We start from the raw sequence: 26,464 nt of genomic DNA, 5'->3' as shown, positions 1-26,464 counted from the left end.
ATCAAAACCCGGCTTCGGGATAAATAATCCGTTCTGCCTGCCGGTCTGCCACCTCAGCCGGCGAGCGACCCTCGCCTTTGCTTTGCGCAAAAATGCTGTCCAGACGCTCACCGATCTGTTTGACCCGTGCGGCGATTTCGCCGTGCGCGACGCCGTTATGAGTCAACGCCACATGCAGCAATCCACCCGCGTTAATCACATAATCCGGGGCATAGAGAATGCCTCGAGCGTCCAGTTGGTCAGCCATATCGATATCAATCAATTGGTTATTGGCTGCGCCGGCCACAGCAGCGCAGCGCAACAGTCCAATGCTGCGCTGATTGATCGCGCCGCCCAATCCGCAAGGCGAGAAAATATCGCAGGGCGCCTCGTATACCGCGTCTAGCGCCAGCGGTTGTGCATCCAGTTCCTCTTCAGCAAGGCGTACCTTGCCATGATCCAGATCACTAACCATAAGTTCGGCGCCTTCGGCGTGCAGTAGCTGCGCTAGCGCATAGCCTACGTTGCCCAGACCTTGCACGGTAATACGCACACCGCTGAGGCTGTCCTGCCCCAATCGAGCCCGCACTGCAGCGCGCACGCCGGCCATGACACCCAATGCCGTATGCGGTGACGGATCACCCGCCTCAGTGGTGCTGGTCACATGGCCGGTTTGCTGGGCAATGCAGTCCATATCGGCGCTGCTTGTGCCGCTGTCCATGGCGGTGATATAGCCACCGCGCAAGGATTCGATACAGCGACCAAAAGCTTCGAACAGCGCCGCGCGATTGGCCACGTGTGGCGGTCGCAGAATGACGGCTTTGCCGCCGCCCTGATCCAGGCCAGCCAACGCGGCTTTGTAGCTCATGCCGCGGGCCAAACGCATGGCGTCGGCAACCGCATCATCAAGGCTATTGTAGGGAAGGTAACGGCAGCCACCCAGCGCCGGCCCAAGGTGCGTGTTATGGATAGCAACAATAGCTTCCAGCCCACTTGCCTGGTCTGAAAAGAAATGCAGCCCCTGCATACGCTCCGCCCGCATTGCTGTGAACATTTAGGCCTCTCCTGCTTTTGCTGGTTGTCTGAAACAACAATACACACTAATCCTATTCGTTACCCGTGACGCTTTGGCAAACTAGCAGCTCTTAAATCCGGAGAAGTGAAACATGCGCTGGCTAATGCCCTTTCTAACCGTATTACTGATGATCACCGTCAGCGTGCCCGACGCTGAAGCCCGTCGCATGGGCGGTGGCAAAAGCTTCGGCAGCACACCGAGCCATCAGAGCCAGCCAGCTCAGCGCCAGCAGGCTCCGCGTGATCAACAAGCCGCAGCAGGCAAGCAAACCGGCGCCGCAGCCGCTAGCTCGGGTGCCAGTCGCTGGCTCGGACCGCTGGCCGGTATCGCCGCTGGTGGGCTGCTGGCCTCGATGTTTTTTGGCGATGGCTTCGAAGGCTTCCAGCTATTCGACATTCTGATCCTCGGATTGATTGCTTTCGTGCTGTTCAAATTGTTCAGCCGCCGCCAGCAGCCACAGTTGCAACCGGCCGGTGGTGCACCCTTGCAACGCGAAGCATCGCCGCAGTACGAGGCAGCGACAGCCGCCAGCACTCAGTTTCGCACTGAACCCGCGCAACAGGATGCACCGGCCTGGTTTGATGCGGAGCTGTTTCTGCGCGCCGCCACAGAGCACTTTTACACCCTGCAGCGTCATTGGCGCGACGGCGACACTGCCGGCATGGCCGAATATCTCAACCCGCAGCTGCTGACACAACTAATACAGGCACGCGAGGAACAACCACCTACCGCCAACGGCTTTGTCGACGAACTCGACGTTCGCTTGGATGGGATTAGCCAGACCCAGGGGCGGACACTGGTGACGGTTAGCTTTACCGGCCTAGACCGCGACAGTGCTGAAGACCCCGGACATCGGTTTGACGAAAGCTGGGCGCTAGAACGCGCCGACGGGGAAGGTCAACCATGGATCATTACCGGGATCAGGCAGAACTGAGCGCGCCTCGGGCGCGCTAGAAGCTAGAAAAAGTGAGAAGCCCGTGCCGGAGATCGGTTCGGGCTTTTTTTGTTGATTGAAGCTTATCAGCGCCTGACAGGCCGCTTCTGCAACTTGCGCTGCAGTGTGCGCCGGTGCATACCCAGCGCACGCGCCGTCGCTGAGATATTGCCATCGTGCTCGGCCAATACCCGTTGAATGTGCTCCCATTGCAGCCGGTCAACCGACATCGGGTGATCAGGCACAAGCGTCTCCGGGTCAGCCTGATCAGACAACAGCGCAGTCAGCACGTCATCCGCGTCGGCGGGCTTGCACAGATAGTTGCAAGCCCCGCGCTTGATCGCTTCTACCGCAGTGGCAATGCTGGAATAGCCGGTAAGGATGACAATCTTCAGGTCGGGGTAGAGCTCCAGTAGACGAGGCATCAGTACTAGCCCGGAGTCACCTTCCATCTTCAGATCAAGCACGGCAAAATCCGGCTGCCGCTCGCGTGCAATTTGCATCGCTTCTTCGGCGCCACCCGCTGTGTCTACCCGCAGACCACGTCGGCTCAGCGCCCGGGCAAGCACCCTGGTAAACGTTGGATCATCATCCACCAACAGCAGCAACGGCTGCTCTTCCGGGGTCAACTCATCGCTCATGCCTGATCTCCTGTGCAATCGGCAATTTCACTTCGGTCAAGGTACCACCTTCATCCTGATTAAATAGCCTTACCGTGCCGCCTATTCGTTCAACCGCTGCCTGACTTAAAAACAAACCAAGGCCAAAGCCTTTTTTGCCCTTGGTGGTCAAAAAGGCGGTACCCAGTTGCTCGGCAATGTGTAACGGCACGCCGGGGCCCCGGTCGTGAATACTCAGCGTAATGCAGCGTTGATCCCATGCAAGGCTGATGCGAATCCCCTCAGGACAGGCATCGGCGGCATTATTCAACAGGTTCAACATCGCCTGCCCCAGCTCCGGACTGGCCTGAAGACTAGGTACTTCTCCTGCCGGCAGCGGCTGCCATTGCCATGACACCTCCGGGCGCATCAATTGCCAACGTGCCAACATTGCCCGCAGCCAGTCATCGGCAGGCTCCACTCTTTCTGGCTGACGGCGGTTATCTTCAGCGCTGCGCACCATGTGCTGCAGGCTCTCCTTGCAAAGCTTGACCTGCTCCTGCAGCAACGCCAGATCCTCTTGCAACGCGGGGTCTGCGTAGTCCTTTCTCAAATCCTTGAGTAATACGCTCATGGTCGACAGTGGCGTTGACAGTTCATGCGCCGCGCCCGCCGCGACACTGGCGATGCCCAGTAACTGAGCGTCGCGAATACTCTGCTCTCGGCGTTCCGCGAGTCTGCCGGCATGCTGACGTAACGCATCCGCCATACGCACAACGAACAGACTGATCAAACCGGCGCTCATCGCGAAGTTAAGCCACATACCGATCACGTGCAGGCTTACCAAGCCACCGCCGAGGGGAATATCGAAGGCCGCCAGCGGCACATACCACACCAACAATGCGCTGTAGGAAGTGACCGCTACAACTGCCAGCACGGCGGTGAAGAACCACGGCAAAGTGGCAGCCGCAATGGTCAGGGGCACCAAGTAATAAGAGACAAAAGGGTTGGTCGGCCCGCCCGAGTAGTACAACAGCACGCTATGAATAAACATGTCGAACAACAGCTGCAAGGCATATTCGATACTGGTAACCGGCCAACCACGGCCAAGCCGCAGCAGCGTTAAAATACTGACCAGCGCAGACCCACCAAGCGCCAGCAGCAAAGGCCCCCAAGGTAAACTTAGCCAGCCGCTAAGGTACGCAGCCATCACCGACACACTCTGCGCCAGCAACACCAACAAACGAATGAGAATAAGGCGCCAGAGGTTCTGACGTGATGGCGACAAGGCCAGGGTATTTGGGCTCATGAATGATCGCTTGGACATACCAGACTCCAGTATAGGCGCGTGGGGCCGCCGCCTCGCGCGACACAGGGTCGCACAATGCAGCGATTCAGGGGAGAGTGGAACCAGTGCAACTCGATCATGTCTGATTCACTATTACCAAGGAGACCCACTTTATGCGTTCACTTCACCTTCCTTTATCCGGCCTCATGCTTGGCATGAGCCTGCTGGCCGCCGGCGTCCAGGCGGAGCCGATGCGCTACAACCAGGTTTCACTGCATGCGCAGGTTGAACAGTCGGTCAACCATGACACCATGCGCGTGACGCTATTTACCGAGGCGCAGGATAAAGATCCAGCCAGACTGGCCGAGCAGATTACCCGCACCTTGAACGACGGATTAAAAGCGGCGCGCGCGCAGGACAAGGTTGAAGTCAGCAGCGGCAACCGCAGCAGCCAGCCGGTCTACGACGAAAAGCGCGAGAACATCATTGGTTGGCGGGAGCGCGGCGAAATTATTATTGAGGGCAGCGACTTTGCCGCCATCTCAACGCTGACTGGCGAGCTGCTAGGCGATCTCAGCCTAGCAGACATGCAGTTCAGCTTGTCCGCCGAGAGCCGCAGCAGCACCGAAGACACCTTGGTTGCTGACGCGATCGAAGCTTTCAAGTCACGTGCCAACATTGTTACACGCAGCCTTGGCGGGGCCGGCTACAAAATCGTCAACCTGAACCTCAACACCCAGTTCATGCAGCCTATGCGCTACCGTGGGCAGCAAAAAATGGCGATGGCCGCTGACATGGAAATGAGCAGCCCAGAGGTAGAGGGTGGACAATCCGATGTCACCGTCAGTGCCGATGGCACCATCGAAGTTCAGGGCCTTTGATCTGAACTGCGTACTGAGCTGCGTACGCGCAGCTCAGTTTTGAAGCTGCCCTTTCAAGGCCGCATAAAAGCGTACTCTTGATCCTCGTCAAGATTATCCGCCTGAAATTTAAGCTCGCTGGCAATGTCATCCATGCTACGGGCACGACGATAAACCGCGATCACTTCCGTCATCATCGCCCGCGCAAACGCCTGTTCGTCGTAACCCTCAGCTAACGCCTGCTCAACACCCTGAGCCATCACCGCCTTTGCCACTTTGTATGCCGACATTCTCGCTCTCCTTAAAACTGCATTTCATCACGCAACCCACGCCAGTATGTTGATCTGTCTCAGGGTTTATCGTTGGAATCAAAGGGTTCCTGCAGGTAGCGGTCGCTGTTGAAGGTGTCTACCCAGTCAGGATAAAACACAATTAGTGCGGCCACCGCGGTGCCGTTGATAAAGCCCTCCGGAAACATCACCAATAACAGATATCCAAATAGCTCGAAAATACTATTCGGTGCCTGAATGCTGCCCGACCACTGCAACAGCCCTATACCCACGAGCACAGTAGCGGCAGCAGCCAAGCCTGCAGCAAAAAAACCGCTGATAAAAATATAAAGGAAAAGATTACGCGGCTGAAAGGACTCCAGCGTGCGGCTCAGCAGAAGTGTAATACTAACCGGCACCAGTATACGTAACAGACCATTGGCACCCAGGGCAGAAAGATCGTCCAGCCCCAAGAGGCAAAGCCCGAGCTGAGCCAGGCTGCCAGCCACAATCGCCAGTGGCCAATCGAGTATCAGCATCACCGCAGTCAGCCCAATAAAGTGCACGGTCAGGCCATTGTCGAATTCGCGGCGCACCAGCCAAAGCGCAAACAGCGCGAAAACGCTGCCAAAAAACAGGTGTTGACGCCGACTATCAGTGATCAGCTCGACCCAACGCACCCGCTTCAGCGCCCACAGCAGCGCGAGTGCATAAAGCAGCGCACAGAGCAGCAGTTGGCTAGACGTCAACAACGCAGCAGAGAGCATGAGCAACCTCTTGATCAAGAGCAGCAGATGATAGCAGCCGACCGCTGGAATCTCAGCCTCGCCCGGTTTTCGAGTGAAGTATGGGCACTGATGCAATAACCCCCGCCAAGGACTAGAATGATCACATAGTCAGTCAAGCCTCCGCGCAGCAATGCACTGCGCCACCGTATAAAAGGTCACGCCATGCCTAGCCGCCTGAATCCGCAAGACCAGCAACGGGTCGACGAGTACCTCGCCTCACCCATACACCAAGTGCAGCGACGCCCTTTTAAAGTATGGATCATGCTCGCACTGGTCGTAGGCTCGGTAGTGGTCCTTGGTCTGCTCGCGCGCGTGCTGGGCCAACTGGTAGTGACCTGAAGCGGCCCGAAGAGCCACCAAAGCTTGTATCGGCCTGACTGACGCCTGGCTTCCTACACTTCCGTGAGTAAACACGCATGTCAGACGCAGAAAACGTTAATCAGCCACCCCGCATCCTAGTCGTTGGCGGCGGTGCTGGTGGCCTGGAGCTGGCCACCACCTTGGGCCGTAAACTGGGCAAGAAAGGTAAAGCGAGGGTTACGTTGATCGATACCAACATGACCCACATCTGGAAGCCGTTACTTCATGAGGTCGCGGCCGGCTCACTAAACTCCACCGATGATGAGCTCAACTACGTCGCCCAAGCCAAATGGAACCATTTCAACTTCCAGCTTGGCGCCATGACAGCGCTGGATCGTGAGCAACGATGTATAACCTTGGCTCCCCTTCTGGATGAAAAAGGTAACGAGCTGGTTGCCAGCCGCACGCTGAATTATGACTATCTGGTGATTTCGGTCGGTAGCACCACCAACGACTTCAATACACCCGGTGCTGCCGAACACTGCCTGTTTCTGGATACCCGCGCGCAAGCCGAGCGCTTTCATCGCTCGCTACTCAATCAGTACATGAAGACTCAAGCCAACGATCTACAGATTCCCGGCCAGCAAATCAACGTCGCCATCATTGGTGCCGGCGCAACCGGGGTTGAGCTTTCTGCTGAGTTACACCACGCGGCGCAGATGCTGCGCGCGTACGGCTTTGACCGCATTAACCCCGAAGACCTGAACATCAACATCATTGAGGCCAGTGAGCGTCTGCTACCCGCCTTGCCGGAGCGCATCAGCGGACCGGTAACCCAGGTACTCAAGGACCTGGGTGTCAAACTGCATACCGGCTCGGCAGTGAAGGAAGTAAAAGAAGATCGCCTAGTGCTGGCGAACGGCGAAGAGATACCGGCCACACTCAAGGTCTGGGCTGCGGGGATTCGCGCGCCTGCCTTTCTGGCCAGTTTGGGCCTACCGACCAATCGCATCAATCAGCTGGAAGTTGAACGCACCTTGCTGGTGAAAGGCGAAGACCGGATTTACGCCTTTGGCGACTGTGCCGCCTGCCCGATGGGCGATGAGGGCCGCTTTGTACCACCGCGCGCTCAGGCCGCTCACCAGCAGGCTAGCCTATTGGCCAAGAACCTGCGCAAGCTACTGGATGGCAAACCGCAGGAAGAATACAGCTACCGCGATTACGGCTCGCTGATTTCGCTGTCGAGCTTCAGCGCGGTCGGCAATCTTATGGGCAACCTGACAGGCAATGTGATGCTGGAGGGCCGTCTGGCTCGTATGTTTTACGTCTCGCTCTACCGCCTGCACCAGATGGCGCTGTACGGCTTCCCACGCACCATGATGCTCATGCTAAGCGACACCTTCGGCCGATCTACCGAACCACGCCTAAAACTGCACTGAGGCACTGAGAGGCGCAGCGAGCTGCGCCCTCCCCCTAATTCCCTCGCACATCTACCCCGCAACCGTGAAAATCCATTTTGCTGAATAGCCAGGCACGATAAATCCGCGGCGAACAACGCCGAGCAGACATAGCAAAGCCGAAAATAGATATAGATAATGCAGAGAAAAAGCTAATGGGGAAAAGCAGATGCCGCTCGAAGGAGCGATAAACTAACAGGACATTACTAGATAAGGGAGGGCTTACTGAAAGGTATGAGTGGTGGGTCGTGTAGGATTCGAACCTACGACCAATTGGTTAAAAGCCAACTGCTCTACCAACTGAGCTAACGACCCAATGCTCAAAAAAAATGGTCGGGGTAGAGGGATTCGAACTCTCGACATCCTGCTCCCAAAGCAGGCGCGCTACCAGGCTGCGCTATACCCCGAACTTGCTTAGAAGTGGCTCCGCGACCAGGACTCGAACCTGGGACCCAATGATTAACAGTCATTTGCTCTACCAACTGAGCTATCGCGGAATTACCTTCAAAACATCTCAACCCGAGTAGTGGTTGGTGCCACATATCCCCTGCTGAGGCGCGCCATTTTACCGACCAGCGCAAACCTGTCAACCTTTTTTAAGTCTTTTATTTCAATACGCTATGCAAATAGCCGTGCAATCACCCATAAACACAAAACCCGCCAAGCGGCGGGTTTTGTCAACAACAAAAGAACCTGTTTCAGACCAGCTGAGGGCCCGCTGCAACAATGCTATCTGCTACGTCGAACTTCTTGAAGTTCTCAACAAACAGCTTGGCCAGGTCAGCTGCAGCCTTGTCATACGCCGCAGGATTAGCCCAAGTGTTACGTGGGTTCAACAGTTTGGTCTCAACGCCCGGTACAGCCTTAGGCACATCCAGGTTGATGCCGGCAAGATGCTCGGTATCAGTACCAATTAGCGCGCCAGACTGAATAGCGGAAATAATGCCGCGTGTGGTCGGAATGCTAAAACGCGTACCTTCGCCGTAGGAGCCGCCAGTCCAGCCGGTATTAACCAGGTAAACCTTGCTACCGAACGCGTTGATGCGTTTGATCAGCAGCTCTGCGTACTCACCAGCAGGACGGGGGAAGAAAGGTGCGCCAAAGCAGGTAGAGAAGGTTGATTTGATGCCATCGCCGGAACCCATTTCGGTCGAGCCTACCAGTGCGGTGTAACCCGACAGGAAGTGATATGCAGCCTGCTCGTTATTCAGGATAGATACTGGCGGCAATACCCCGGTCAGATCGCAAGTTAGGAAGATGATCGCATTCGGCTCACCAGCACGATTGATTTCAACGCGCTTCTCAACATGCTCCAGAGGGTAGGCCGCACGGGTGTTCTGCGTGAGGCTAACGTCGTTGTAATCCGCAGTACGAGTGACTGGGTCAATCACTACGTTCTCAACGATGGAGCCAAACTTGATAGCATTCCAGATAACCGGCTCGTTCTTCTGCGACAGGTCGATACACTTCGCGTAGCAGCCCCCTTCGATGTTGAATACGCTGCCTTCCGCCCAGCCGTGCTCATCATCACCAATCAAATTGCGCGACTCATCGGCAGACAGAGTGGTCTTGCCGGTGCCAGAAAGACCGAAGAACAGCGTAGTGTCGCCGTCGTCACCGACGTTGGCGGCGCAATGCATCGGCAACACGTCCTTGGCAGGCAACAGGAAGTTCTGCACCGAGAACATCGCTTTCTTCATTTCACCAGCGTACTGCATGCCTGCGATCAGAACCTTGCGCTGTGCAAAGTTGAGAATCACGCAGCCATCGCTGTTGGTGCCGTCACGCTCAGGCTCGCACTCGAAGTGCGGCGCGTTGAGAATCTGCCAGTGGCCTTTCTCAGACGGATTGAAGTTCTCGGGATTGATAAACAGAGTACGACCAAAAACGTTATGCCAAGCGGTCTCGGTTTCCATGACGACCGGCAGGTAATGCTCAGGATCAGCACCCACGTGTACGTGCGACACAAAACTTTCACTGGCGCCAAGGTAAGCTGCAACACGGTTCCACAAGGCATCAAACTTGTCAGCCGGGAACTTGCGGTTGATCGGCCCCCAAGCTACGGCGTCTTGGGTGGAAGGCTCTTCAACGATGAAACGATCCATCGGAGAGCGACCGGTACGTTCGCCAGTCTTGACTACCAGTGCGCCGTTGTCAGCCAGTTGGCCTTCCTTACGCTGAATAGCCAACTCAATCAGTTGAGCAATGCTCAGATCGGTGTACACAGTATTGGTAGCTTGCGTCATCAAACATAGTCCTCTTCGACTTAGACCGAATATTCCATAAAGACCGACGATCCGGCCTCAGCACGTGGGGGTGTAAGGTTTATCTATCATCCATTGATACAGCGCTGACTCAGCGCGCAGGCGCGCCATTATGCCAAAAAAAAAGCGGCTGCGCTAAATCTGATCGCCCAGCGGTCAGTGCAACTGCCGCGCATGCTCATCAGCGGCGGCAAACAGCGACTCGATAGCGTCTGCATTAAAAGGGTAACGGGCATTACAGAACTGGCAGTCGATTTCTATACAACCGCCCTGTTCTTGTAGCAGTGCGAGCACATCATCTTTGCCTAGGCTGACCAGCGCGTTGCCGGAACGGTCAGCAGAACAACTGCATTCAAAGCGCACTGGCTGTGCGTCAAACAGCCGCAGCTCTTCTTGATGAAACAGACGATGCAGCACGGTTTCGTTGTCTAGCCCAATTAGCTCTTCTGCCTTCAAGGTATCCGCCAACACATTCAAGTGTTGCCAGGTATCCGCACGCTGCTCCGGGTCAGGCTGACGATCAGCAGGGAGCGCTTGCAGCAGAAAGCCACGCGCCGTGCGCCCGTCTGCCTGTAGACGAAAACGCGTGGCCAGTTGCTCTGAGTTGGCAAAATAGCCATCCAGTGCCGCCGCCAAAGAACCGCCCTCAAGGGACACAACGCCCTGATACCGCTGGCCGTTGTCCGGGTCTATGGTGATCGCCAACACGCCGCCGGGCATCAACTCATCGAGACTTCCGCCCTCCAGGTCATCGGCATAACGGGCAATGCCGCGCACAGCCTGATCGCTGGAACATTCGACCATCAAAGTGGAAAGCGGCCCCTCTGATTTGGCCTGCAGGATCAATAAACCATCAAATTTGATAGTGGTCGACAGCAGTACAGCGGCGGCCAACATTTCACCCAGCAACGCTTTGACCGGTTCAGGATAAGTGTGTTTGGCAAGGATCTCGCGATAACTCTGATCTGCCGATACCATTTCGCCGCGCACGTCGGCATTCTCGAACAGAAAGCGCTGGGTAATGTCTTGCGACGCCATGCTGGATTCCTCGCAAAAGGCGGAATTATAACTAATCAGTCGCCCTCAGGTGCATTACGTTCATCGCGGAACCGATGAATTTGCCGCCGCTGCTTTTTGGTAGGCCGATGTTCGCTGATCAAACCACTGGCACCCAGTGCCTTACGCTGGGCTGCCGCAGCTTCGCGACGACTGAGGCTTTCGGCCGTCTCCGCGTAAAGTGCTTGCGCCTCCGGTGCACCACGACGCTGTTCGCTGAGCACCAAAACATCAACATCACGCACGTCAAACCCCTGGCGAACCTGCAGACGATCGCCGACCCGGATCTCTTTGCTCGGCTTGCAACGCTCACCCTGACACTGCACCTTACCGCCTTCGATTGCTGCTTTGGCTAGCGCTCGTGTCTTGAAGAAGCGCGCGGCCCACAGCCATTTATCTAAGCGCAACTTGCCATCTTGCTGCATAAGGTCTGTACTCCCCTTTCGGCCTGCAGTTTAACAGGCTTGTCGAAAGCCGTGCGTTACCGCATGATGCGCGCCATTGGCCCAGGGTCTGGAGAATTTGCCGTGAAAACCTTTGACCATTTGACCGTAATTGGCCTGCGTGAATGGGTTGGTTTACCTGCTTTTGGTATCGATCAGATTGTTGCCAAAATCGATAGCGGTGCCAAAACCTCTTCCCTGCACGCCAGCAACATCGAAACCTTTGAGCGTGATGGTGAAACCTGGGTACGCTTCGATGCGCATATTGGCACTCGCAACAAGCAACGGACCCAGCAATGTGAAGCGCAACTGATTGAGCTCAAGCGAGTCAAAAGCTCGAATGGGCACCTGCAGGAACGCCACACCATACGTACGCAGATGGTTCTCGGCGATAAGTGCTGGCCGGTCGAGTTCACCCTAACCTGTCGCAAATCCATGCGCTACCGCATGTTGATGGGTTGTACCGCTATGCTTGATGGCAATTTAGTCATCAATCCTGGCGTACGTTACGTGCAGGAAAAGCCACAAACCAAAGAATTTGCCTGAATCATTACCGGCACCCCAACACCGCACCAAAGCTTTAAAGGAAACACCATGAAAATCGCGGTCCTGTCACGCAACGCCAATCTTTACTCAACTCGTCGCTTAGTAGAGGCGGCAACTGAGCGCGGCCATGAAATACGGGTGATCGATACCCTGCGCGCCTACATGAACATCGCCAGTCACAAACCGTCGATTCATTATAAAGGCGAGGAACTGGAAGGCTTTGACGCGATTATTCCGCGCATCGGTGCGTCCATCACCTTTTATGGTTCCGCGGTGTTGCGCCAGTTTGAAATGATGGGCGTTTACCCATTGAATGAGTCAGTTGCTATCAGCCGCTCGCGCGACAAACTGCGTTCATTGCAGCTGCTCTCGCGCAGAGGCGTGGGTCTGCCGGTAACCGGCTTCGCCCACTCACCTGACGACATTCCCGACCTGATCAACATGGTCGGAGGTGCACCTCTGGTGATCAAGCTGCTGGAAGGCACTCAAGGCATTGGCGTCGTCATGTGTGAGACCACAAAGGCGGCGGAGTCGGTACTCGAAGCCTTTATGGGACTCAAAGCCAACATCATGGTGCAGGAATATATCAAGGAAGCCGGCGGTGCCGATATTCGTTGCCTGGTAGTTGGCGATAAGGTGATCGCGGCGATGAAACGTCAGGCCAAGCCGGGCGAATTTCGCTCCAACCTGCATCGTGGCGGCAGCGCCAGCCTGATCAAAATCACCCCCGAAGAACGCATGACCGCCGTGCGCGCCGCCAAGGTGATGGGGCTAAACGTGGCCGGTGTAGACATCCTGCGATCCAACCACGGCCCAGTCGTGATGGAGGTCAACTCCTCCCCCGGCCTGGAAGGTATCGAGTCCACCACCGGGAAAGATGTCGCTGGCTTGATTATTCAGCACATCGAGAAGAACTGGCGCCCCAACAAAACCAGCACCAAAGGCACCGGTTAACGCTGGCGCCAGCCTGAGGCTGGTAGCTTTCCGTAAGGATGGAAGGCTAACCTGATAAATAGCACTTCAAACCCCGATTCACGCTTCTAGCATAGCCGGTCTTACAGGCCGGTCGTCAGCTCCGCATACTCTTCCACCGCAACAAACTCTTCGGTATCGCGCGCCGCGCCGCGGCTGTCAGGCTCGCGCACAGCCAACAAATGACCAATACCGTAGTCTCGTGCGGAGCGCAGCACATTCAGGCTATCATCGATGAACAGCGCACGCGCCGGTTCAAAGGGAAGATCAGCCTGTAATGCCTGCCAAAAGCTCTGTGTCTCTTTCGGATAGCCGTAATCGTGTGAGCTGATCAAGCGCTGAAAGTAGCTACGCAGCTCAATACGCTCCATTTTCAGAGACAACGAGTCGCGATGCGCATTGGTGATAAGCACCACCTGCTTACCGCTGCGCTGCAACGCCTGCAGAAATAGTTCTGCACCCGGGCGCAGGCTGATCAGGAGGGCTATTTCACGCTTTAATTCGATAATTGGCATACCCAGCTCACGGGTCCAATAATCCAGACAGTACCAGTCAAGCTGACCCTGAATAGTGCGCATCAGCGGATAGACCTCGGCCTTGGCCCACTCCAGCGACTGGCCATGATGGCGTGCGTAGCTGGCGGGCATGTGCTCAAGCCAGAAGTGATTATCAAAATGTAGGTCCAGCAATGTGCCGTCCATATCCAGCAGGACGGTGTCAATCTCGTTCCAATTCAGCATATCCAATCGATCGGCAGTTGGGCTTGGGCTCTAGGTGCGGCTATGATACCCAAGCACCAGACCAATCACCACGGAGTCCGCATGCCGCAAAAGCCAGAAACCCTCGAAGCCCGCATTGTTGCCAAGAGCCGACTATTCACCGTTGAACAAGTGCAACTGCGCTTCAGCAATGGCGTGGAGCGTACCTACGAGCGCCTGGTCAACAAAGGTCAGGGCTACGGCGCGGTAATGATAGTTGCCATGCGAGATGAACGCACCGCCGTGCTGATTGAGGAGTACTGCGGCGGCATGGACAGTTATCAATTGTCTTTACCCAAAGGCCTGGTCGAGCCCGGAGAAGACGTATTGGAAGCGGCAAACCGTGAACTCATGGAGGAGGCTGGTTTTGGCGCCGAGCAGCTTGAGTTGCTGACCAAACTGTCGCTATCACCCGGCTACATGAGTCAGGAAATCAGCGTGGTATTGGCCAGAGGTCTGTATGAAAAGCGTCTGCCGGGCGATGAGCCTGAGCCCATTCGGGTCGACAGCATCGACTTGTACCAATTGAGCGAACTAAACCAGCGCGAAAATTTCACTGAAGGGCGCGCACTGGCCGCGCTCTATCTGGTACGCGATCTGCTGGAACAACGCGGCGAACTGAGCCGCTAAGCGTGTAACAAACCGGCTCGCAGTCGGTCCAAGTAACATACCCGGCAGAATCACTCTGTCGCTCTTTTTCCGCAACGGGAGCCGCTAATGTTCTTGCAACGCACCTCTGAATATAAAACGCGTATACCGACTAATGAAGAAGCGCTACCCGGTCGCGACCAGCCCATCTCAACAAGCAGCACGCATAGCGTACTTGGTACGCCGATCAAACCACCCTTCCCGGATGGCATGCAGCAGCTAATTGTTGGCTTGGGCTGTTTCTGGGGCGCTGAACGTTGCTTCTGGCAGGTTCCGGGCGTTTACACCACAGCTGTTGGTTACATTGGCGGCCCGACGCCCAATCCAACCTACGACGAAGTCTGCTCGGGGCGCACCGGACATAACGAAGTCGTACTGGTGGTGTTCGACCCGGAACAAGTCAGCCTCGAGCAACTACTCAAGGTATTCTGGGAGTCGCATGACCCAACACAAGGCATGCAGCAGGGCAACGATACTGGCACCCAATACCGCTCCGGCATTTACGTAACCGACATGGCTCAACGCGCCAAAGCAGAAGTTAGCAAGATCCACTTCGCCAATGCATTGGAAGACGCGGGTAAGGGCGGCATCACCACCGAAATCCTTATAGCGCCTGAATTTTATTACGCTGAGGCCTATCACCAGCAGTATCTGGACAAGAACCCCGGCGGCTATTGCGGTCTTGGCGGCACCGGCGTGTGCATGCCGGGTTGACCTGCTGCCGTGACTGGATCGTCAGTCGCGGCCCTGACTAAGCCGTTTGAGTGCCAGACCTGCCAGCTCAGCCACTTTGCCAAAGATCGAGATCTGAAGGTCAGTAGGCTCGCGGCCAGAGGGGCGCAGGTCTGCGTAGAGCACGCCCACCGGGTGCTTGCCCGCCAATACCGGCGCTACAACAAAAGACCCATCACCCACTTGTGCAACAAGCTGATCACTCAGCATTGGCTGCATTGCTTGGCGGTTACCAGGCCCAAGATGAATGACTTCGCGCTGCTGCAAAGCGTATGAAAATATCTGTGGTGCTACATTGCCGTGCGGCAGGCTAAAGCTTTGCAACCATAGCTGACTCCCTGCACCGGCCACCGTACGCGCTTTGAAGCGGCTTTGACCATCGGTCAATACCGCCAGCATTACCCGTTCAAAGCCTGCACCGCGTTGCAATGCCTGCATGACAGTCGACAGACAGGAGTCAACATCCACTGCCGTACGCGCCATCAACCTGAGACTCTGCAACGACAGCTTGAGCAGCTCCAGATCAGGTTGCATCAGCGGCAGCGGCGGTCCAGTTTCGGCCGTGAGGTGCTTCTCGTGCTCCGTTGCTGCCGGCTCAAGTGCAACCAGCAATAACTCGGACAAATCCAGTGGCAGATCATCGGTTCGCGGAATCCATGCTTTGAGGTCACCGTTGGAGCAGGTGCCGGCAATTCGCACAGCTTCATCACCGCTCGCCAGCATCTGCTGCCAGGCCTGATCCGGCTCAGATCCAATCAAGCTGGCGATGGGTTCGACCAACGCCTGTACCGGGTCGCTGGCCCAGCCACTCAAGGCCACTGCGTCTGCTACCTCGGCACCAAGCGCCACTGCCAACGCTGCGGGCCCGCGTGCCGTGTGGCTTGCCTGAATCAACTGGCCAATCTCACCCATGTTCCAGGTTTTCAGTAACCCCAGAGTGAGCTGATCAAAGCTGGCACCCAATAGTCGCTTAACCACTTTTTCAGGATCTTCCGGCATCTCGGCCAGCGCACTGGCCAATTCATCAGCCTGCTTGCGTCCATGACTCCAGAAAGCCAGCTCGCCTAGATTGAGTAGCAAGGTGGCAATAAAGACTTCTTCTTTTTGCTGCTGACTGACGTGCTGAGCCAGGTTGCGCGCCTGCACGGCGCCGTGAAACGAGCGCGCGAGCAGCGACTGTAGCTGCTCGCGCGAGGAGTCCTTGAGCAGACCGTCAAGCAAGCTCACCGAAAGACCAATCATGCGAACCTGATCGAAACCCACTACAACCACAGCGCGGGAGATGGTTCGAACGACCTCACGCCCCGGATTGCAATACACACTATTGCTGACGCGCAACACTTTTGAAGTCAGAGAAGCATCGCGCAACAGCACCTCGGCCAGCTGACGAACGGATGCGGTAGCCGATTGCGAGAGACGCAGCAGGTCGTGCACGACCACTGCCATAGCAGGCAGCTCAGCCTTGTTAAGCTCATCCATCCAAGACCTGAGGCCGTGTGTCTTATTCTGCAAAATCGCCACCTGTGCTTATGCCAACATCAATAATAGCAATATAACATCAACCCTTCATACGGGCTCGACCCTTCGAAAATACTGGCTGCTGTTCCTCTTACCCGCACCTGCTTATAGAATAGCTGGATGACCAGCACCCGATTAAACATACATCACTACGCCAGCGCCGCTGCCAGCCACGCGCACGCAGACCACAGCCAATTGGTATTCGGCCTGCATGGCAGTCTAGAGCTGGAACTTGCTGGCCAGGGAGCTCTGGTCGAAAGCGCCGCACTGGCCATCATCGCCCCAGGGGATGATCATACATTTTTAAGCCGTGATGGCGGTCAGTGTCTGGTCTTGGACATCCCTCCCCAGCAACAGCTGGAGGGTTTGCTACCAAATAACGATCAACAACAGCGCTTGTTGAGTCAAACCTTACTGCGGACCCTTTCGCCGCAACAAAGCAGCCTGGTAAGCAGCCTTGCCAGCGTTATCCGCAACCAACCGGGTCTCGCTGACGCAGGCGCCAGTTTGCTGATAGCCAGTTTGCTGCAGCAGCCTGTGCCTGCTGAACGCCTACCCTTAAGAGCGCTTGACGCCTATATTGATTCGCATCTTGCCTTCCCTATAGAAGCCCGTGACCTTGCGCGGATTGCAGGCACCTCCAGGTCCCGCCTGCGCCACTGGTTTTCCCTGGAGCAAGGCTGCAGCCCCATGGCCTATGTGCGCCACCGCCGGTTGAGCGCTGCACGTCAGCTTCTTGAGCGCAGCGCACAACCGATAGCACTCATTGCAGAGCGCTGCGGCTACAGCAGCCAGAGCGCTTTCGCGCAGGTCTTCAAACAACGCTGGGGGTTATCACCGCGTGCTGCACGGCAGCAGGCGTTACACAACAATATCCGCGTATCGCGCGACAGTTTGCGCAAGACCTGAGCGTTAAACTGGGTAAATATCCTCAGCCAATGTAGAACTTAAATGCCCCTGTTGACCCATCAACGCGCTCTGGCTTACATGCACATCGCCGCCCTGCTGTTTGGCTTGACCGGCATCTTTGGCAAGCTGGCCAGCGTAACGCCCGATGTCATCGTGCTGGGGCGTGCGCTGTTCGCCGTAGTAGCCCTACTGGTGTTCGCACGCTGCTTTAGGCACGCCATGTTGCGCGATCTCAACAGCACGCGGTTGTTTCAGCTGACTGCGTGCGGTGTGCTGCTGGGTACACACTGGCTCACTTTCTTCCACGCCATTAACCTTTCGGGTGTTGGTATCGCCACCTTGGGGTTCGCCAGCTTTCCCGCCTTCGTGGTACTGCTGGAATGGCTTATCTGGCGAGACAAACCTGGCCGCCTGGATCTGATAAAGGTCGCGCTGGTGTGCATCGGACTGATGTTGGTGCCACCCAGTTTTGATCTGCAACAGAGCGGCGCTGAAGGACTGTTATGGGCGCTAACATCCGGCTTTTGCTTTGCTGCAGTATCGGTTGGTAATCGACTCACGAGCGGAAAATTGCACCCTGTGCAAATAGCTTGCTGCCAGAACATGGTGATTCTTGCATGTCTGCTGCCGGTCAGCGCCAAAGCAATGCTGCAGATGCCCGCGCTGGATTGGCTGTGGATAGCCCTGCTGGGCACGCTTTGCACTGGCGTGGCGCATGGCCTGTTTGTTACCAGCCTGACGATACTCAAGGCGCGGGTAGCATCGCTGTTTTTCGCCCTTGAACCCGTGTACGGCATTCTGTTTGCTTGGTACTTGTTTGGCGAAGAACCCAGCTTGCGTATGCTGCTGGGCGGCGCGTTGATCGTGAGCGCCTTGCTGCTAGTGCAGCGGGCACCCAGACCAGCCTAACGGCACACGATTTAGGCCTGTTGCATCACAAGCCGCGTCACTGCGTAAAAAAACAGTGACGCGGCTGCAAAGAAATATCAACAGCCTAACCGGGAGTCTCGATCAACTTTACCCAGTGGGTGAAGACGTTCAAGCGGGCAGCAGCAAGTTTCAAGCAAACCAGCAGTGGTACTGCTATCAGCACCCCCACCACACCCCAGACCCAGCCCCAAGCAATCAACCACAACATCAGTATCAGCGGGTTAAGTCGCATATTGCGGCCTAGCACCATTGGCGTGATGAACTGAGCTTCAATCATATTGATACTGAAGTAGATCAGTACAGGCATCAGCGCTAACAACACCGGCCCATATTGCACCACCCCGGCCAGGCAGAGCACAGCCATGCCAATGATGGGCCCGACATAGGGCGCAAAGTTGAGCAGCCCAACCATTACACCCCAGAGCAGCGCGTCTTCGACGCCCATCGCCCAGAGCGCAAATCCCGTCACCACACCCAGCACTGCATTGATTGCGCTGACGGTCAGAATGTAACGCGACAGCTCGTGCTGCACGTCCGCCAACAACTCATTTGCTGCCTGCTTGTCACGCACCTGAGGAAATACCGTAATGAAGTTGGTATATAACAAAGGACCAAATACCAACATAAACATCACCAGGATCACGAAGGTGAGAAATTGGGCCAAAACCACAGGGGTAGCGCCCAATAACTGAACCATCAGCTCCACACTGCCCTGCATCACACGATCCGATACCGCGCTGTCGGGTACGTTGACTGGAGGTGGGGCAGGCGCCTTTTCGGGCTTCTCTTCCTCTTCATCATCGCGGAACCAGCCAAACAGACGGAAACCTTCCTTCTCTTGAATTTCCAAGGTTCTCTGCGCAGGGGCAGGAGCCTGAACTTTAGAAGGAGAGAGCTTTTCGCTGAACTCATCCAGTTCATCGGTCAGCTGAGCAGATAACTCAGGAATACGCTTAGCCCATTTTTGCGCAGGCTCCGCGAGCTGCATACCCAACAGCGTAAAAGGCACGCCAATTAGCGCCAGCAGCATCAGCGCCGACAATACGCGAGGTATATGAAAACGCTTGAATACTCCGACCAAAGGGCTCAGCAGTAATGCAAAAAGCGCCGCAACTACCACGGGTAGCAACAGCGATTTGGCAAAGTACAGGGTATAAAGTATCGCAAGCGACAATAGCCAATACAAAGCCATCTGTACCGGTGGTACCTGTTTGCGTGGCCCTGTGATTTCTTCTATTTCATTACTAGGAGCTTCCTGCTCCAGCTCACTCATCCCTGCTCTCCGAAACTTCGCCCGAGATTAAATGCGTTTTGCACCATAGGGAACAAACGCAACCCCGCCATCCCGAGAGTGTAAGTACGCCCGATACCCATGCGGCCAACCAAACCACCGGCCAAGGCTCCAGCTCCAACCAACCAAGCTGGATTCACCTGCCCCAAAGAAAGCTGAGTGTGCTGAGTCACCGCACTCATGACTTCAGCACGCAGTGACAACTTGCGATCCTGAACGTCAATTTTTTCAATCAGTTGTTGGCGTTTCACCTTTTGCTCCTTGCATTATGCGTTTGGCGTGAGCCTTGGTACGTCGAAAACCCAACTGACGCTTAAAGCGCATGGCTTGGCCGACCAAATAACCCAGTACCAACAGCTGCAGTAGCGCAAAAGTGGCCAATCCAACAGTGACAGAACCGCTGTAATCGTACGCCAGCCAACTCACCAATACGCTCAGCGAGACCCAGCTGAGAAACAACATCGGCACAATTGCCAGCCCAACCACTGCCAGACGCCGGGCATCGCCCAGCGTCAGCTGCAACTCCAGCCTGAACAGGTTAGCAAGCTCCGCACCAGCCACCAGTGTCTGGCGGAACCAAGCACTCAACTGCTCAATCAGTTCCGTCGGCAGAACGCCTTCAATACCTGCGTTCTCACCGGCGGCACCGGCTTGCTCTTGCTGTTCAGGTTGTTCTGGCTGCTCGCGGTGCTTCTCAGCGGCAGACCCTTCGCTCATTTGCGCGAGAATATTTGAGAAACAAGAAAACCGGCAGCGAAGGCGATGCCCATAGTAGCCAGCGGCTTCTCGCGCATATAGGAGCTGGCTTGAGCACCGAGCATCTCAGCCTTTTCACGGCCCTTAAGCATTTGCTCTGCGGCATCGTGTTTCAGATCAACACCAGCTGCTTCCGCCGCCAGCTTGAAATGTCCCTTGGCTTCCATCAGCTTTTCATAGGCATCGGATACGGCTGCCTTGCTAGCTGCCAATTCCTTATCCTTGCTGTTTGTAGACGCTGTAGTTGCTGTGTTTGCAGTCGCCATTGTCGTTCTCCTTGATCATCCAAACCAGAATTGGGTAGCCCCATAGAGCTATCCGTTAATACTCGTTCCCAGCCTAATACAGGCTTGGCTTCCACGCCATTCGAGCAAAGCTGTCAGCCATGCATCTCATTTATCGCTCGCCATTCTCAGGGGCGAACTTCGCGCGAGAGCCTTTACCTGCTGTCGATTAAAAATCAACCTAAGGGTGGAATACATGCAGCGGCGTCACGCTGTGCCAAACTGTTGGCAGCCTACGTCAGTACGCCACTAAATATACGACCGAATAGCAGCGGGCGAGTTCAGCGTAATTTCTCACTCGTGCAATTTGGCACACTCCATAACCTCAGGAATAAAGCATGAAAACTGCCACCGAGTTCGACATCATCGTATACGGCGCCACTGGCTACACTGGGCGCTTGGTCGCCGAATACCTAAGCCAAGAATACGCCAACGACGGCAAGTTGCGCTGGGCAATGGCCGGCCGCAGCCAAGCCAAACTGGAAGCAGTGCGGGATGAAATTGGCGCGCCCGCTGACACCCCATTGGTGGTGGCCGATACAGAAGACACCGCCAGCTTGAAAGCGATGGCCGAGCGCACCAAGGTTATCCTGACTACCGTTGGACCATACCAGCTGTACGGCTCTGAACTGGTAGGTGTATGTGCCGCTACGGGTACCGACTACGTTGATCTCTGCGGCGAGCCCGCATGGATGCGCCAGATGATTGATGCCCACGGCGAGGCGGCAAAACAAAGCGGTGCGCGTATCGTGTTCTCTTGCGGCTTTGACTCAATCCCCTTCGATCTTGGTGTGTACTTTCTGCAGCAAGCCGCACGCAAACAGCTGGGTAAATCGCTACCGCGTGTTAAAGGCCGTGTACGCAAGATGAAAGGGACTTTCTCCGGCGGCACCGCAGCCAGCCTGAAAGCCACTCTGATTGCCGCCAAGCAGAATCCTGAAATTTACCAGCTGCTCGGCAACCACTTCGCCCTGACGCCCGGATTCACCGGCCCTGCACAGCCACCGGCAGCCAAGCCTGAATTTGACGAGTCGCTCGGTAGCTGGGCTGCGCCTTTCATCATGGCTGCAATCAACACCCGCAACGTACATCGCTCCAACGCGCTGCTGGGTCACGCCTATGGCGAAGACTTTGTATACGACGAAATGCTGCTGACCGGTCCCGGCGAGCAGGGTGAACAGATTGCCAATGCGGTTGCGGGAGACAAGTCCCTGTCCGGCGATTCAGCGCCAAAGCCGGGCGAAGGCCCAAGCAAGGAAGAACGCGAAAACGGCTTCTACGATGTGTTGTTCATTGGTGAGGACGGCGAAGGCAAATCCTTGATGGCCAGCGTTTCCGGCAAGCGCGATCCGGGTTACGGCTCCACCTCCCGGATGATTGCTGAAAGCGCCATCTGTCTGGTGCGCGATGCGACCGACACCGCTGGCGGCATCTGGACCACCGCACCCGCCATGGGAGAGAAGCTGATCAAGCGCCTGCAGGAACACGCCGGCCTGACGTTCAAGCTGGAGTCCTGATTCATTAAAGGTGCGGGCACCATCAAGGTGCCCGTACTTACAACTTCAGGGCTCGCCCGCCAACCAATCCAGCCGATAACTCCCCTCCCCCGACTGCGCCAGCGTGCGCGCCAGCCAAGGCAGTACCTGCTCTAATTCTTCCCAGATTGGCCAAGGCGGATTGACCAGAATCAGCCCTGACCCATTTAAGCCCATCTGGTTATCAACCGGCCGAATATTCAACTCTATTCTCAGCGCCTTGGGCAAACCGGCATCGGCAATCTGCTGATAGAAATCGCGCAGCAGGCGCTGATCCTTGATCGGATACCAAATAGCGATCACCGTTTGCCGCATACGCTGAATAGCGATCTGCACTGTTTCAACGCAGCGTCGCAATTCATCTGCCTGTTCATACGGAGGATCAAGTAACCAGAGCGCACGCTTCTCCGCAACCGGCAGAAAAGCCTTAGGCAGCTGATAACCGTCACGCTCATGCACCGCTACCTGCTCTTGGTCGGCGAAGTGCTGCTTAAGCGTGTCTGCGTCTGCCGGGTGTAGCTCACTGAGAATCATCCGGTCTTGCGGGCGCAATAAGTCGTCGACAAACTGCGGCGAGCCCGGATAGTAACGTAGCTCGTCCGACACATTGTGCGCCGCCACCGCAGCGCGAAAATCGTTCAGCCATAGAGGCAGATCATCGCGCTCCCAGAGTCGGCCAATACCATCCTGATACTCGCCAGTCTTACCGGCGGTCTCACCGTGCAGATCGTAAAACGCTGTACCTGCATGACTGTCGAGATAGCACAGTGGCGTGTCTTTGCGTTGCATAAGTTGCAGCAAACGGCGCAGAAGCGCGTGCTTGAGAACATCGGCGTGATTGCCGGCGTGGTAGCTATGACGGTAATTCATGAAAAGATCCGCGAAGTGGCTGTGCGTAAAGCGCGCATTCTAGCAGACCCGGCACAGGCCGATGTGCAACGGCCTGATCTAACTCTGCTGACTCTGCGGCGTCACTCGCAGCACTTCTTCAATAGTCGTCAGGCCAGAAGCTACTTTCTGTGCACCGGATAGCCGCAGACTGTGCATACCTTCCTTATAGGCCTGACGGCGCAGGGCGTCCAGATCGGTATCAGCATGGATCAGCGACTTGATACCGGCACTGATTGGCATTAATTCATACACCCCGGCACGACCACGGTAACCGGTCTCACGACATTCCACGCAACCAACCGGCTCTTGCGCTTGGGTGGGTATGGGTGCGTTCCAGGGTTTGGTCAGACCTACCCAGCCCTCTTCATCCACCTGCATGGGCGCCTTGCAATGCGGGCACAGGGTGCGCACCAGGCGCTGCGCCATTACCCCGAGCACTGTCGCTTTGATCAGATAGGGCGGCACGCCCAATTCGATCAAACGGCTTACCGCGCTGGGTGCATCATTGGTATGCAGCGTAGAGAGCACCAAGTGCCCAGTCAGCGCCGCTTGAATTGCCATTTCGGCGGTTTCTAGGTCGCGGATCTCACCGATCATGATGATATCCGGATCCTGACGCATGAGTGCGCGGACCGCATTGGCAAAGTTCAGATCGATATTGTGCTGCACCTGCATCTGATTGAAGCTGTCTTCAACCATTTCAATCGGGTCTTCCACAGTACACACATTGACTTCAGGCGTGGCCAGCTGTTTGAGGGTGGTGTACAGCGTGGTGGTCTTACCGGAACCGGTTGGCCCGGTAACCAGGACGATACCGTTCGGTTGCGAGACCATGCTCTGCCAGCGCCGCTGATCTTCGCTGGAGAAGCCCAACTGATCAAAGCTGCGCAACAGCACTTCCGGGTCGAAGATACGCATCACCATCTTCTCGCCAAACGCCGTTGGCAACGTGGAAAGGCGCAGCTCGATCTCGTTGCCCTTGGGCGACTTGGTCTTGATACGACCATCCTGAGGTTTGCGCTTCTCAGCGACGTTCATCCGGCCCAGGGTTTTCAGGCGGCTAACCACCGCTACCGTGACCTGAATCGGGAACTGATAAACCGTGTGCAATACACCGTCAATGCGCAGGCGCACACTGCCCGTCTCGCGACGCGGCTCGACGTGAATATCACTGGCGCGCTGTTCGAAGGCATACTGAAACAGCCAATCAACAATATTGACCACGTGTGCGTCGTTAGCATCCGGCTCCTGGCTCATATTGCCCAGGTTCAACAACTGCTCGAAGTTACCGATACCACTGAGCTTTTGATCGCCCGCATTAGCGCCGGTTACCGAGCGCGCCAAGCGATAGAACTCGACTGTGTAGCGTTGCAAGTCGCTGGGATTGGTTATTACACGCTTAATATCACGGCGCAGCACATGGCGCAGATTATCTTCCCAGCCGGTGACAAAGGGCTGAGCGCTGGCGATGATGGCTTCTTTCTCATTCACATCAACAGCGAGAATTTTATGACGCTGGGCGAAGGCGAAAGACATCAGCGGGGTGACCGCCGAGACGTTGATTTTGAGCGGATCGATACGGAAGTAAGCTTGACCAGCCTCAGCCGCCATCCAGCGGCTTAGGGTATCCAGATCAAGCTTTTTGCCCGGCCTGGTTTCATCTACAACGTCTTGGCTGGCGATGAATTCGAGCGGGTGCAACTTAGCGGTATCGCCTGAACCGGAGCGACGTAGCGTCACCAGGTTGTCTACCGTCTCGGAGGTGAGTCGCCCCTGCGCCATAAGCACATTGAGAAAATCACCCAGATCCAGTGGCCGATCACTGCCGGGAATCGCCAGATCCGCCAGACTTTTCATACCGCGCTCCCTTTTCAACATTCCCTGTTCAGTCTGGCAGCCAAAGGGCCGCCAGACCAGCCTGCTACTGGTTACTGATTCAGCTCACGCCACGCGTTTAGCTTACGCACTCGCTGGCCCTGCTTGCGCAGCGCCGCCAACAGCAGCTCACGTTGCTCTTCTTCTATCTGCGGGTATTGCTCCAGCAACGCCTGTAGCTTGTTCAATTCACCAAACAAGCGATCGGGCTCAGAGACCTCAAGAAAAGACCGGAAGTTGCCCAACAATAGATGCAAGCGACCAAGCCGTGGCAGTTGATCCATCCACTCATGTACTTGGTGGTCGGTATCATTATGGTGAGGTACGCGCAGCTCTTGAATCTCCTTGCCCACCGTACCGAGCAGCCAGCGCTGTAACGTCAGCGCCGCAATACGATCACCACGTGGCGGGCGCTTGGTCTGCCAGCGCTTGGCCAACAGCCATAGTGCCAGTTCAACGAACAGCTGGCCCCAAGCAGCATCAGACAGTTGCTGATCGAACGCTTCACTCGCCTGCTTACGTGCTATTTCACCAGCAGTGTCATCAGCCCAACCCTCCAATACCAGCGGCTGAAACACCGCCAACAGTTGATCCAGAGGCACAATAAAAGACTGTGCCGAAGAACGTGGCAAGGCTAGGTCAAATACGCCGAAACAAGCACGCAAAGCAGTCATACTGCCGGTCAACTCGCGAAACAGCTTCCACTGCCGAGCATAGCGGTACTGCTCAGCCAAACGTTGAACGCGGCCCAACAATTGAGTAATCAGACCTTCAATAACGTCATCAACACTGGTGCTAACCTGCCATTGCGGTGCATCCAGGCGTAACGCGTAGCTGCTTGGATCAAATAACCGATAGCCACGCTCAGCTTTGCTGATATCGCATGGCATCAGCACCTGATCACGGCACAGCTCGAGGGCCAGCTCAAGCAAAGCGACGGGCGATCCTGTGCGAATTTCCAATTCCAGCTCACTGATCGGTTCAACCTGTTCGCCAGCCGACACTTCACCCTGATCCAGCGCTGCCTCGACCTCAACTTGTTCGCCATCACGTTCCCAGCGCAGCAGCACGCGGGTACGTTGGAAATCGGTGGTAAACACGGGTTGCAGCGTGCTTTTGTCCAGCTCGGCCAACGCCGCAGGCCAGCAACTGTCGTCCAGCAAACTGAAGTCCAGCGCCTGCTCTTGCAGGTTCCAATCCCATTCGTTGCGCTCTGATAGACCCGCGACACTTTGGCCGCGACTTTTCAGGGTCTGGATGATGGCATCGCCATCACGCCGCAGGCGCAGCGCCACTTTCGCGCCAGCCAGATCGCGCTCAGGCGTATCATAGTATTGGTTGTACAAGGTGCTGATTTGCCAGTCATCGACCAAACGGCTCTTCAACAAGGGATGCTCACGCAAGGCATTCAGTACATCAGCACTAGCGCGCAATTTAATTTCGGTTTCTTTGCCCATCGGGTTTCTCTGCCATACCGCCGCCCGAGGGGCAAGCGGTAAAAATGTGT

28 protein-coding genes and 3 tRNA genes are annotated in these 26,464 nt (G+C 56.0%); 11 read left to right on the top strand and 20 right to left on the bottom strand.

The genetic code is table 11. The features are described from left to right. Nucleotide 1: 1 nt before the first annotated feature. Nucleotides 2-1,033, bottom strand: a complete 1,032-nt coding sequence (locus AC1XYH_RS01670) for a Leu/Phe/Val dehydrogenase (protein ID WP_483324938.1) — start codon at nucleotides 1,031-1,033, stop codon at nucleotides 2-4. 112 nt (nucleotides 1,034-1,145) lie between these two features. Between AC1XYH_RS01670 and AC1XYH_RS01665 the strand changes: the two genes are divergently transcribed. Then, complete coding sequence (locus AC1XYH_RS01665; protein WP_483324937.1) at nucleotides 1,146-1,988, top strand: Tim44 domain-containing protein; 843 nt, start codon at nucleotides 1,146-1,148, stop codon at nucleotides 1,986-1,988. An 86-nt stretch (nucleotides 1,989-2,074) separates the two neighbouring features. Here AC1XYH_RS01665 and AC1XYH_RS01660 read toward each other — a convergent pair whose 3' ends face one another. Together AC1XYH_RS01660 and AC1XYH_RS01655 are read right to left on the bottom strand one after the other, a co-directional pair. Beyond that, nucleotides 2,075-2,629 carry a response regulator transcription factor gene (locus tag AC1XYH_RS01660; protein ID WP_483324936.1) on the bottom strand — a complete coding sequence of 185 codons (555 nt, stop codon included), beginning with the start codon at nucleotides 2,627-2,629 and terminating at the stop codon, nucleotides 2,075-2,077. Beyond that, nucleotides 2,619-3,896 (bottom strand): ATP-binding protein, encoded by a 1,278-nt coding sequence (locus AC1XYH_RS01655; protein WP_483326277.1) that lies wholly within the window; start codon nucleotides 3,894-3,896, stop codon nucleotides 2,619-2,621. Before AC1XYH_RS01655 ends, AC1XYH_RS01660 begins: the two co-directional genes overlap by 11 nt. 152 nt (nucleotides 3,897-4,048) lie before the next feature. Between AC1XYH_RS01655 and AC1XYH_RS01650 the strand changes: the two genes are divergently transcribed. Next, entirely contained in the window at nucleotides 4,049-4,756 is a 708-nt protein-coding gene (locus AC1XYH_RS01650; RefSeq protein ID WP_483324935.1) for an SIMPL domain-containing protein, read from the top strand. A gap of 53 nt (nucleotides 4,757-4,809) precedes the next feature. On the opposite strand, the gene AC1XYH_RS01645 is transcribed toward AC1XYH_RS01650, so the two are convergent. Further along, nucleotides 4,810-5,025: a hypothetical protein gene (locus AC1XYH_RS01645; RefSeq protein ID WP_483324934.1), complete on the bottom strand. Its 216-nt coding sequence runs from the start codon at nucleotides 5,023-5,025 to the stop codon at nucleotides 4,810-4,812. Nucleotides 5,026-5,084: 59 nt separating this feature from the next. Next, nucleotides 5,085-5,771, bottom strand: a complete 687-nt coding sequence (locus tag AC1XYH_RS01640; protein ID WP_483324933.1) for an energy-coupling factor ABC transporter permease — start codon at nucleotides 5,769-5,771, stop codon at nucleotides 5,085-5,087. Nucleotides 5,772-5,954: 183 nt separating this feature from the next. Between AC1XYH_RS01640 and AC1XYH_RS01635 the strand changes: the two genes are divergently transcribed. Beyond that, the gene (locus tag AC1XYH_RS01635; protein WP_483324932.1) at nucleotides 5,955-6,131 is read left to right on the top strand and encodes a DUF3094 family protein; all 177 of its coding nucleotides are present in this window, start codon (nucleotides 5,955-5,957) and stop codon (nucleotides 6,129-6,131) included. 77 nt (nucleotides 6,132-6,208) lie between these two features. Then, on the top strand, nucleotides 6,209-7,531 hold the full coding sequence (locus AC1XYH_RS01630) for an NAD(P)/FAD-dependent oxidoreductase (RefSeq protein WP_483324931.1): 1,323 nt from the start codon (nucleotides 6,209-6,211) through the stop codon (nucleotides 7,529-7,531). 257 nt (nucleotides 7,532-7,788) lie between these two features. On the opposite strand, the gene AC1XYH_RS01625 is transcribed toward AC1XYH_RS01630, so the two are convergent. From AC1XYH_RS01625 to AC1XYH_RS01600, 6 genes are all read right to left on the bottom strand, one after another. Then, nucleotides 7,789-7,864, bottom strand: a tRNA-Lys gene (locus AC1XYH_RS01625). Between the two features lie 15 nt (nucleotides 7,865-7,879). Further along, a tRNA-Pro gene (locus tag AC1XYH_RS01620) sits at nucleotides 7,880-7,956 on the bottom strand. Nucleotides 7,957-7,970: 14 nt separating this feature from the next. Continuing rightward, nucleotides 7,971-8,046: transfer RNA gene (locus AC1XYH_RS01615), tRNA-Asn, on the bottom strand. A gap of 201 nt (nucleotides 8,047-8,247) precedes the next feature. Continuing rightward, on the bottom strand, nucleotides 8,248-9,795 hold the full coding sequence (locus tag AC1XYH_RS01610; RefSeq protein WP_483324930.1) for a phosphoenolpyruvate carboxykinase: 1,548 nt from the start codon (nucleotides 9,793-9,795) through the stop codon (nucleotides 8,248-8,250). A 174-nt stretch (nucleotides 9,796-9,969) separates the two neighbouring features. Beyond that, nucleotides 9,970-10,851 (bottom strand): Hsp33 family molecular chaperone HslO, encoded by an 882-nt coding sequence (hslO, locus tag AC1XYH_RS01605; RefSeq protein WP_483324929.1) that lies wholly within the window; start codon nucleotides 10,849-10,851, stop codon nucleotides 9,970-9,972. A 35-nt stretch (nucleotides 10,852-10,886) separates the two neighbouring features. Further along, nucleotides 10,887-11,294: an RNA-binding S4 domain-containing protein gene (locus tag AC1XYH_RS01600; RefSeq protein WP_483324928.1), complete on the bottom strand. Its 408-nt coding sequence runs from the start codon at nucleotides 11,292-11,294 to the stop codon at nucleotides 10,887-10,889. A 102-nt stretch (nucleotides 11,295-11,396) separates the two neighbouring features. On the opposite strand from AC1XYH_RS01600, the gene rimB reads away from it, so the two are divergent. Both rimB and rimK read left to right on the top strand, forming a co-directional pair. Further along, nucleotides 11,397-11,858 carry a retropepsin-like aspartic endopeptidase RimB gene (gene rimB / locus AC1XYH_RS01595; protein ID WP_483324927.1) on the top strand — a complete coding sequence of 154 codons (462 nt, stop codon included), beginning with the start codon at nucleotides 11,397-11,399 and terminating at the stop codon, nucleotides 11,856-11,858. A 48-nt stretch (nucleotides 11,859-11,906) separates the two neighbouring features. After that, nucleotides 11,907-12,812, top strand: a complete 906-nt coding sequence (gene rimK / locus AC1XYH_RS01590) for a 30S ribosomal protein S6--L-glutamate ligase (protein ID WP_483324926.1) — start codon at nucleotides 11,907-11,909, stop codon at nucleotides 12,810-12,812. A 101-nt stretch (nucleotides 12,813-12,913) separates the two neighbouring features. Here rimK and yrfG read toward each other — a convergent pair whose 3' ends face one another. Beyond that, nucleotides 12,914-13,576, bottom strand: coding sequence for a GMP/IMP nucleotidase (yrfG, locus tag AC1XYH_RS01585; protein WP_483324925.1), 663 nt, complete (start codon nucleotides 13,574-13,576; stop codon nucleotides 12,914-12,916). Nucleotides 13,577-13,651: 75 nt separating this feature from the next. Between yrfG and nudE the strand changes: the two genes are divergently transcribed. Together nudE and msrA are read left to right on the top strand one after the other, a co-directional pair. Further along, on the top strand, nucleotides 13,652-14,218 hold the full coding sequence (nudE, locus tag AC1XYH_RS01580) for an ADP compounds hydrolase NudE (RefSeq protein WP_483324924.1): 567 nt from the start codon (nucleotides 13,652-13,654) through the stop codon (nucleotides 14,216-14,218). A gap of 87 nt (nucleotides 14,219-14,305) precedes the next feature. Then, on the top strand, nucleotides 14,306-14,950 hold the full coding sequence (gene msrA / locus AC1XYH_RS01575; protein ID WP_483324923.1) for a peptide-methionine (S)-S-oxide reductase MsrA: 645 nt from the start codon (nucleotides 14,306-14,308) through the stop codon (nucleotides 14,948-14,950). A 21-nt stretch (nucleotides 14,951-14,971) separates the two neighbouring features. On the opposite strand, the gene AC1XYH_RS01570 is transcribed toward msrA, so the two are convergent. Next, nucleotides 14,972-16,447 carry an HDOD domain-containing protein gene (locus AC1XYH_RS01570; protein ID WP_483324922.1) on the bottom strand — a complete coding sequence of 492 codons (1,476 nt, stop codon included), beginning with the start codon at nucleotides 16,445-16,447 and terminating at the stop codon, nucleotides 14,972-14,974. 159 nt (nucleotides 16,448-16,606) lie between these two features. Here AC1XYH_RS01570 and AC1XYH_RS01565 point away from each other — a divergent pair, with 159 nt between their 5' ends. Continuing rightward, nucleotides 16,607-17,395 carry an AraC family transcriptional regulator gene (locus AC1XYH_RS01565; RefSeq protein ID WP_483324921.1) on the top strand — a complete coding sequence of 263 codons (789 nt, stop codon included), beginning with the start codon at nucleotides 16,607-16,609 and terminating at the stop codon, nucleotides 17,393-17,395. 51 nt (nucleotides 17,396-17,446) lie between these two features. Further along, nucleotides 17,447-18,304: a DMT family transporter gene (locus AC1XYH_RS01560; protein WP_483326276.1), complete on the top strand. Its 858-nt coding sequence runs from the start codon at nucleotides 17,447-17,449 to the stop codon at nucleotides 18,302-18,304. Nucleotides 18,305-18,389: 85 nt separating this feature from the next. Here AC1XYH_RS01560 and AC1XYH_RS01555 read toward each other — a convergent pair whose 3' ends face one another. Genes AC1XYH_RS01555 through AC1XYH_RS01540 form a run of 4 tightly spaced genes read right to left on the bottom strand, consistent with a single transcriptional unit; the run spans nucleotide 18,390 to nucleotide 20,638 of the window. Beyond that, nucleotides 18,390-19,598 carry an AI-2E family transporter gene (locus AC1XYH_RS01555; RefSeq protein WP_483324920.1) on the bottom strand — a complete coding sequence of 403 codons (1,209 nt, stop codon included), beginning with the start codon at nucleotides 19,596-19,598 and terminating at the stop codon, nucleotides 18,390-18,392. After that, nucleotides 19,595-19,867 carry a hypothetical protein gene (locus AC1XYH_RS01550; protein ID WP_483324919.1) on the bottom strand — a complete coding sequence of 91 codons (273 nt, stop codon included), beginning with the start codon at nucleotides 19,865-19,867 and terminating at the stop codon, nucleotides 19,595-19,597. The genes AC1XYH_RS01555 and AC1XYH_RS01550 overlap by 4 nt, the downstream gene beginning before the upstream one ends. After that, the gene (locus AC1XYH_RS01545) at nucleotides 19,845-20,333 is read right to left on the bottom strand and encodes a hypothetical protein (protein ID WP_483324918.1); all 489 of its coding nucleotides are present in this window, start codon (nucleotides 20,331-20,333) and stop codon (nucleotides 19,845-19,847) included. The genes AC1XYH_RS01550 and AC1XYH_RS01545 overlap by 23 nt, the downstream gene beginning before the upstream one ends. Next, nucleotides 20,330-20,638 carry a hypothetical protein gene (locus tag AC1XYH_RS01540; RefSeq protein ID WP_483324917.1) on the bottom strand — a complete coding sequence of 103 codons (309 nt, stop codon included), beginning with the start codon at nucleotides 20,636-20,638 and terminating at the stop codon, nucleotides 20,330-20,332. Before AC1XYH_RS01540 ends, AC1XYH_RS01545 begins: the two co-directional genes overlap by 4 nt. 356 nt (nucleotides 20,639-20,994) lie before the next feature. Here AC1XYH_RS01540 and AC1XYH_RS01535 point away from each other — a divergent pair, with 356 nt between their 5' ends. Next, nucleotides 20,995-22,173, top strand: coding sequence for a saccharopine dehydrogenase family protein (locus tag AC1XYH_RS01535; RefSeq protein ID WP_483324916.1), 1,179 nt, complete (start codon nucleotides 20,995-20,997; stop codon nucleotides 22,171-22,173). Nucleotides 22,174-22,218: 45 nt separating this feature from the next. Here AC1XYH_RS01535 and AC1XYH_RS01530 read toward each other — a convergent pair whose 3' ends face one another. The 3 genes from AC1XYH_RS01530 to AC1XYH_RS01520 form a co-directional block, all read right to left on the bottom strand. Further along, on the bottom strand, nucleotides 22,219-23,061 hold the full coding sequence (locus AC1XYH_RS01530; RefSeq protein WP_483324915.1) for a 23S rRNA (adenine(2030)-N(6))-methyltransferase RlmJ: 843 nt from the start codon (nucleotides 23,059-23,061) through the stop codon (nucleotides 22,219-22,221). 78 nt (nucleotides 23,062-23,139) lie between these two features. Further along, nucleotides 23,140-24,939, bottom strand: coding sequence for a type IV pilus assembly ATPase TfpB (gene tfpB, locus AC1XYH_RS01525; protein WP_483324914.1), 1,800 nt, complete (start codon nucleotides 24,937-24,939; stop codon nucleotides 23,140-23,142). Between the two features lie 71 nt (nucleotides 24,940-25,010). After that, nucleotides 25,011-26,414, bottom strand: a complete 1,404-nt coding sequence (locus AC1XYH_RS01520) for a CYTH domain-containing protein (RefSeq protein WP_483324913.1) — start codon at nucleotides 26,412-26,414, stop codon at nucleotides 25,011-25,013. Between the last annotated feature and the right edge of the window lie 50 nt (nucleotides 26,415-26,464).

Source organism: Pseudomonas sp. GW-45, assembly GCF_056896675.1.
This window is presented reverse-complemented; position numbering and strand designations above follow the sequence as displayed.

What these genes read in the sequence shown, in the direction of transcription:
- AC1XYH_RS01645 (WP_483324934.1), bottom strand. Translation starts at nt 5,025, where the DNA reads ATGTCGGCATACAAAGTGGCAAAGGCGGTGATGGCTCAGGGTGTTGAG.
- AC1XYH_RS01660 (WP_483324936.1), bottom strand. Translation starts at nt 2,629, where the DNA reads ATGAGCGATGAGTTGACCCCGGAAGAGCAGCCGTTGCTGCTGTTGGTG.
- tfpB (WP_483324914.1), bottom strand. Translation starts at nt 24,939, where the DNA reads ATGAAAAGTCTGGCGGATCTGGCGATTCCCGGCAGTGATCGGCCACTG.
- AC1XYH_RS01555 (WP_483324920.1), bottom strand. Translation starts at nt 19,598, where the DNA reads ATGAGTGAGCTGGAGCAGGAAGCTCCTAGTAATGAAATAGAAGAAATC.
- AC1XYH_RS01655 (WP_483326277.1), bottom strand. Translation starts at nt 3,896, where the DNA reads ATGAGCCCAAATACCCTGGCCTTGTCGCCATCACGTCAGAACCTCTGG.
- AC1XYH_RS01535 (WP_483324916.1), top strand. Translation starts at nt 20,995, where the DNA reads ATGAAAACTGCCACCGAGTTCGACATCATCGTATACGGCGCCACTGGC.
- hslO (WP_483324929.1), bottom strand. Translation starts at nt 10,851, where the DNA reads ATGGCGTCGCAAGACATTACCCAGCGCTTTCTGTTCGAGAATGCCGAC.
- AC1XYH_RS01635 (WP_483324932.1), top strand. Translation starts at nt 5,955, where the DNA reads ATGCCTAGCCGCCTGAATCCGCAAGACCAGCAACGGGTCGACGAGTAC.
- AC1XYH_RS01565 (WP_483324921.1), top strand. Translation starts at nt 16,607, where the DNA reads ATGACCAGCACCCGATTAAACATACATCACTACGCCAGCGCCGCTGCC.
- nudE (WP_483324924.1), top strand. Translation starts at nt 13,652, where the DNA reads ATGCCGCAAAAGCCAGAAACCCTCGAAGCCCGCATTGTTGCCAAGAGC.
- AC1XYH_RS01520 (WP_483324913.1), bottom strand. Translation starts at nt 26,414, where the DNA reads ATGGGCAAAGAAACCGAAATTAAATTGCGCGCTAGTGCTGATGTACTG.
- AC1XYH_RS01530 (WP_483324915.1), bottom strand. Translation starts at nt 23,061, where the DNA reads ATGAATTACCGTCATAGCTACCACGCCGGCAATCACGCCGATGTTCTC.
- AC1XYH_RS01630 (WP_483324931.1), top strand. Translation starts at nt 6,209, where the DNA reads ATGTCAGACGCAGAAAACGTTAATCAGCCACCCCGCATCCTAGTCGTT.
- AC1XYH_RS01545 (WP_483324918.1), bottom strand. Translation starts at nt 20,333, where the DNA reads ATGAGCGAAGGGTCTGCCGCTGAGAAGCACCGCGAGCAGCCAGAACAA.
- AC1XYH_RS01670 (WP_483324938.1), bottom strand. Translation starts at nt 1,033, where the DNA reads ATGTTCACAGCAATGCGGGCGGAGCGTATGCAGGGGCTGCATTTCTTT.
- AC1XYH_RS01600 (WP_483324928.1), bottom strand. Translation starts at nt 11,294, where the DNA reads ATGCAGCAAGATGGCAAGTTGCGCTTAGATAAATGGCTGTGGGCCGCG.
- rimK (WP_483324926.1), top strand. Translation starts at nt 11,907, where the DNA reads ATGAAAATCGCGGTCCTGTCACGCAACGCCAATCTTTACTCAACTCGT.
- AC1XYH_RS01540 (WP_483324917.1), bottom strand. Translation starts at nt 20,638, where the DNA reads ATGGCGACTGCAAACACAGCAACTACAGCGTCTACAAACAGCAAGGAT.
- AC1XYH_RS01570 (WP_483324922.1), bottom strand. Translation starts at nt 16,447, where the DNA reads ATGGATGAGCTTAACAAGGCTGAGCTGCCTGCTATGGCAGTGGTCGTG.
- AC1XYH_RS01650 (WP_483324935.1), top strand. Translation starts at nt 4,049, where the DNA reads ATGCGTTCACTTCACCTTCCTTTATCCGGCCTCATGCTTGGCATGAGC.
- AC1XYH_RS01610 (WP_483324930.1), bottom strand. Translation starts at nt 9,795, where the DNA reads ATGACGCAAGCTACCAATACTGTGTACACCGATCTGAGCATTGCTCAA.
- msrA (WP_483324923.1), top strand. Translation starts at nt 14,306, where the DNA reads ATGTTCTTGCAACGCACCTCTGAATATAAAACGCGTATACCGACTAAT.
- AC1XYH_RS01665 (WP_483324937.1), top strand. Translation starts at nt 1,146, where the DNA reads ATGCGCTGGCTAATGCCCTTTCTAACCGTATTACTGATGATCACCGTC.
- AC1XYH_RS01640 (WP_483324933.1), bottom strand. Translation starts at nt 5,771, where the DNA reads ATGCTCTCTGCTGCGTTGTTGACGTCTAGCCAACTGCTGCTCTGTGCG.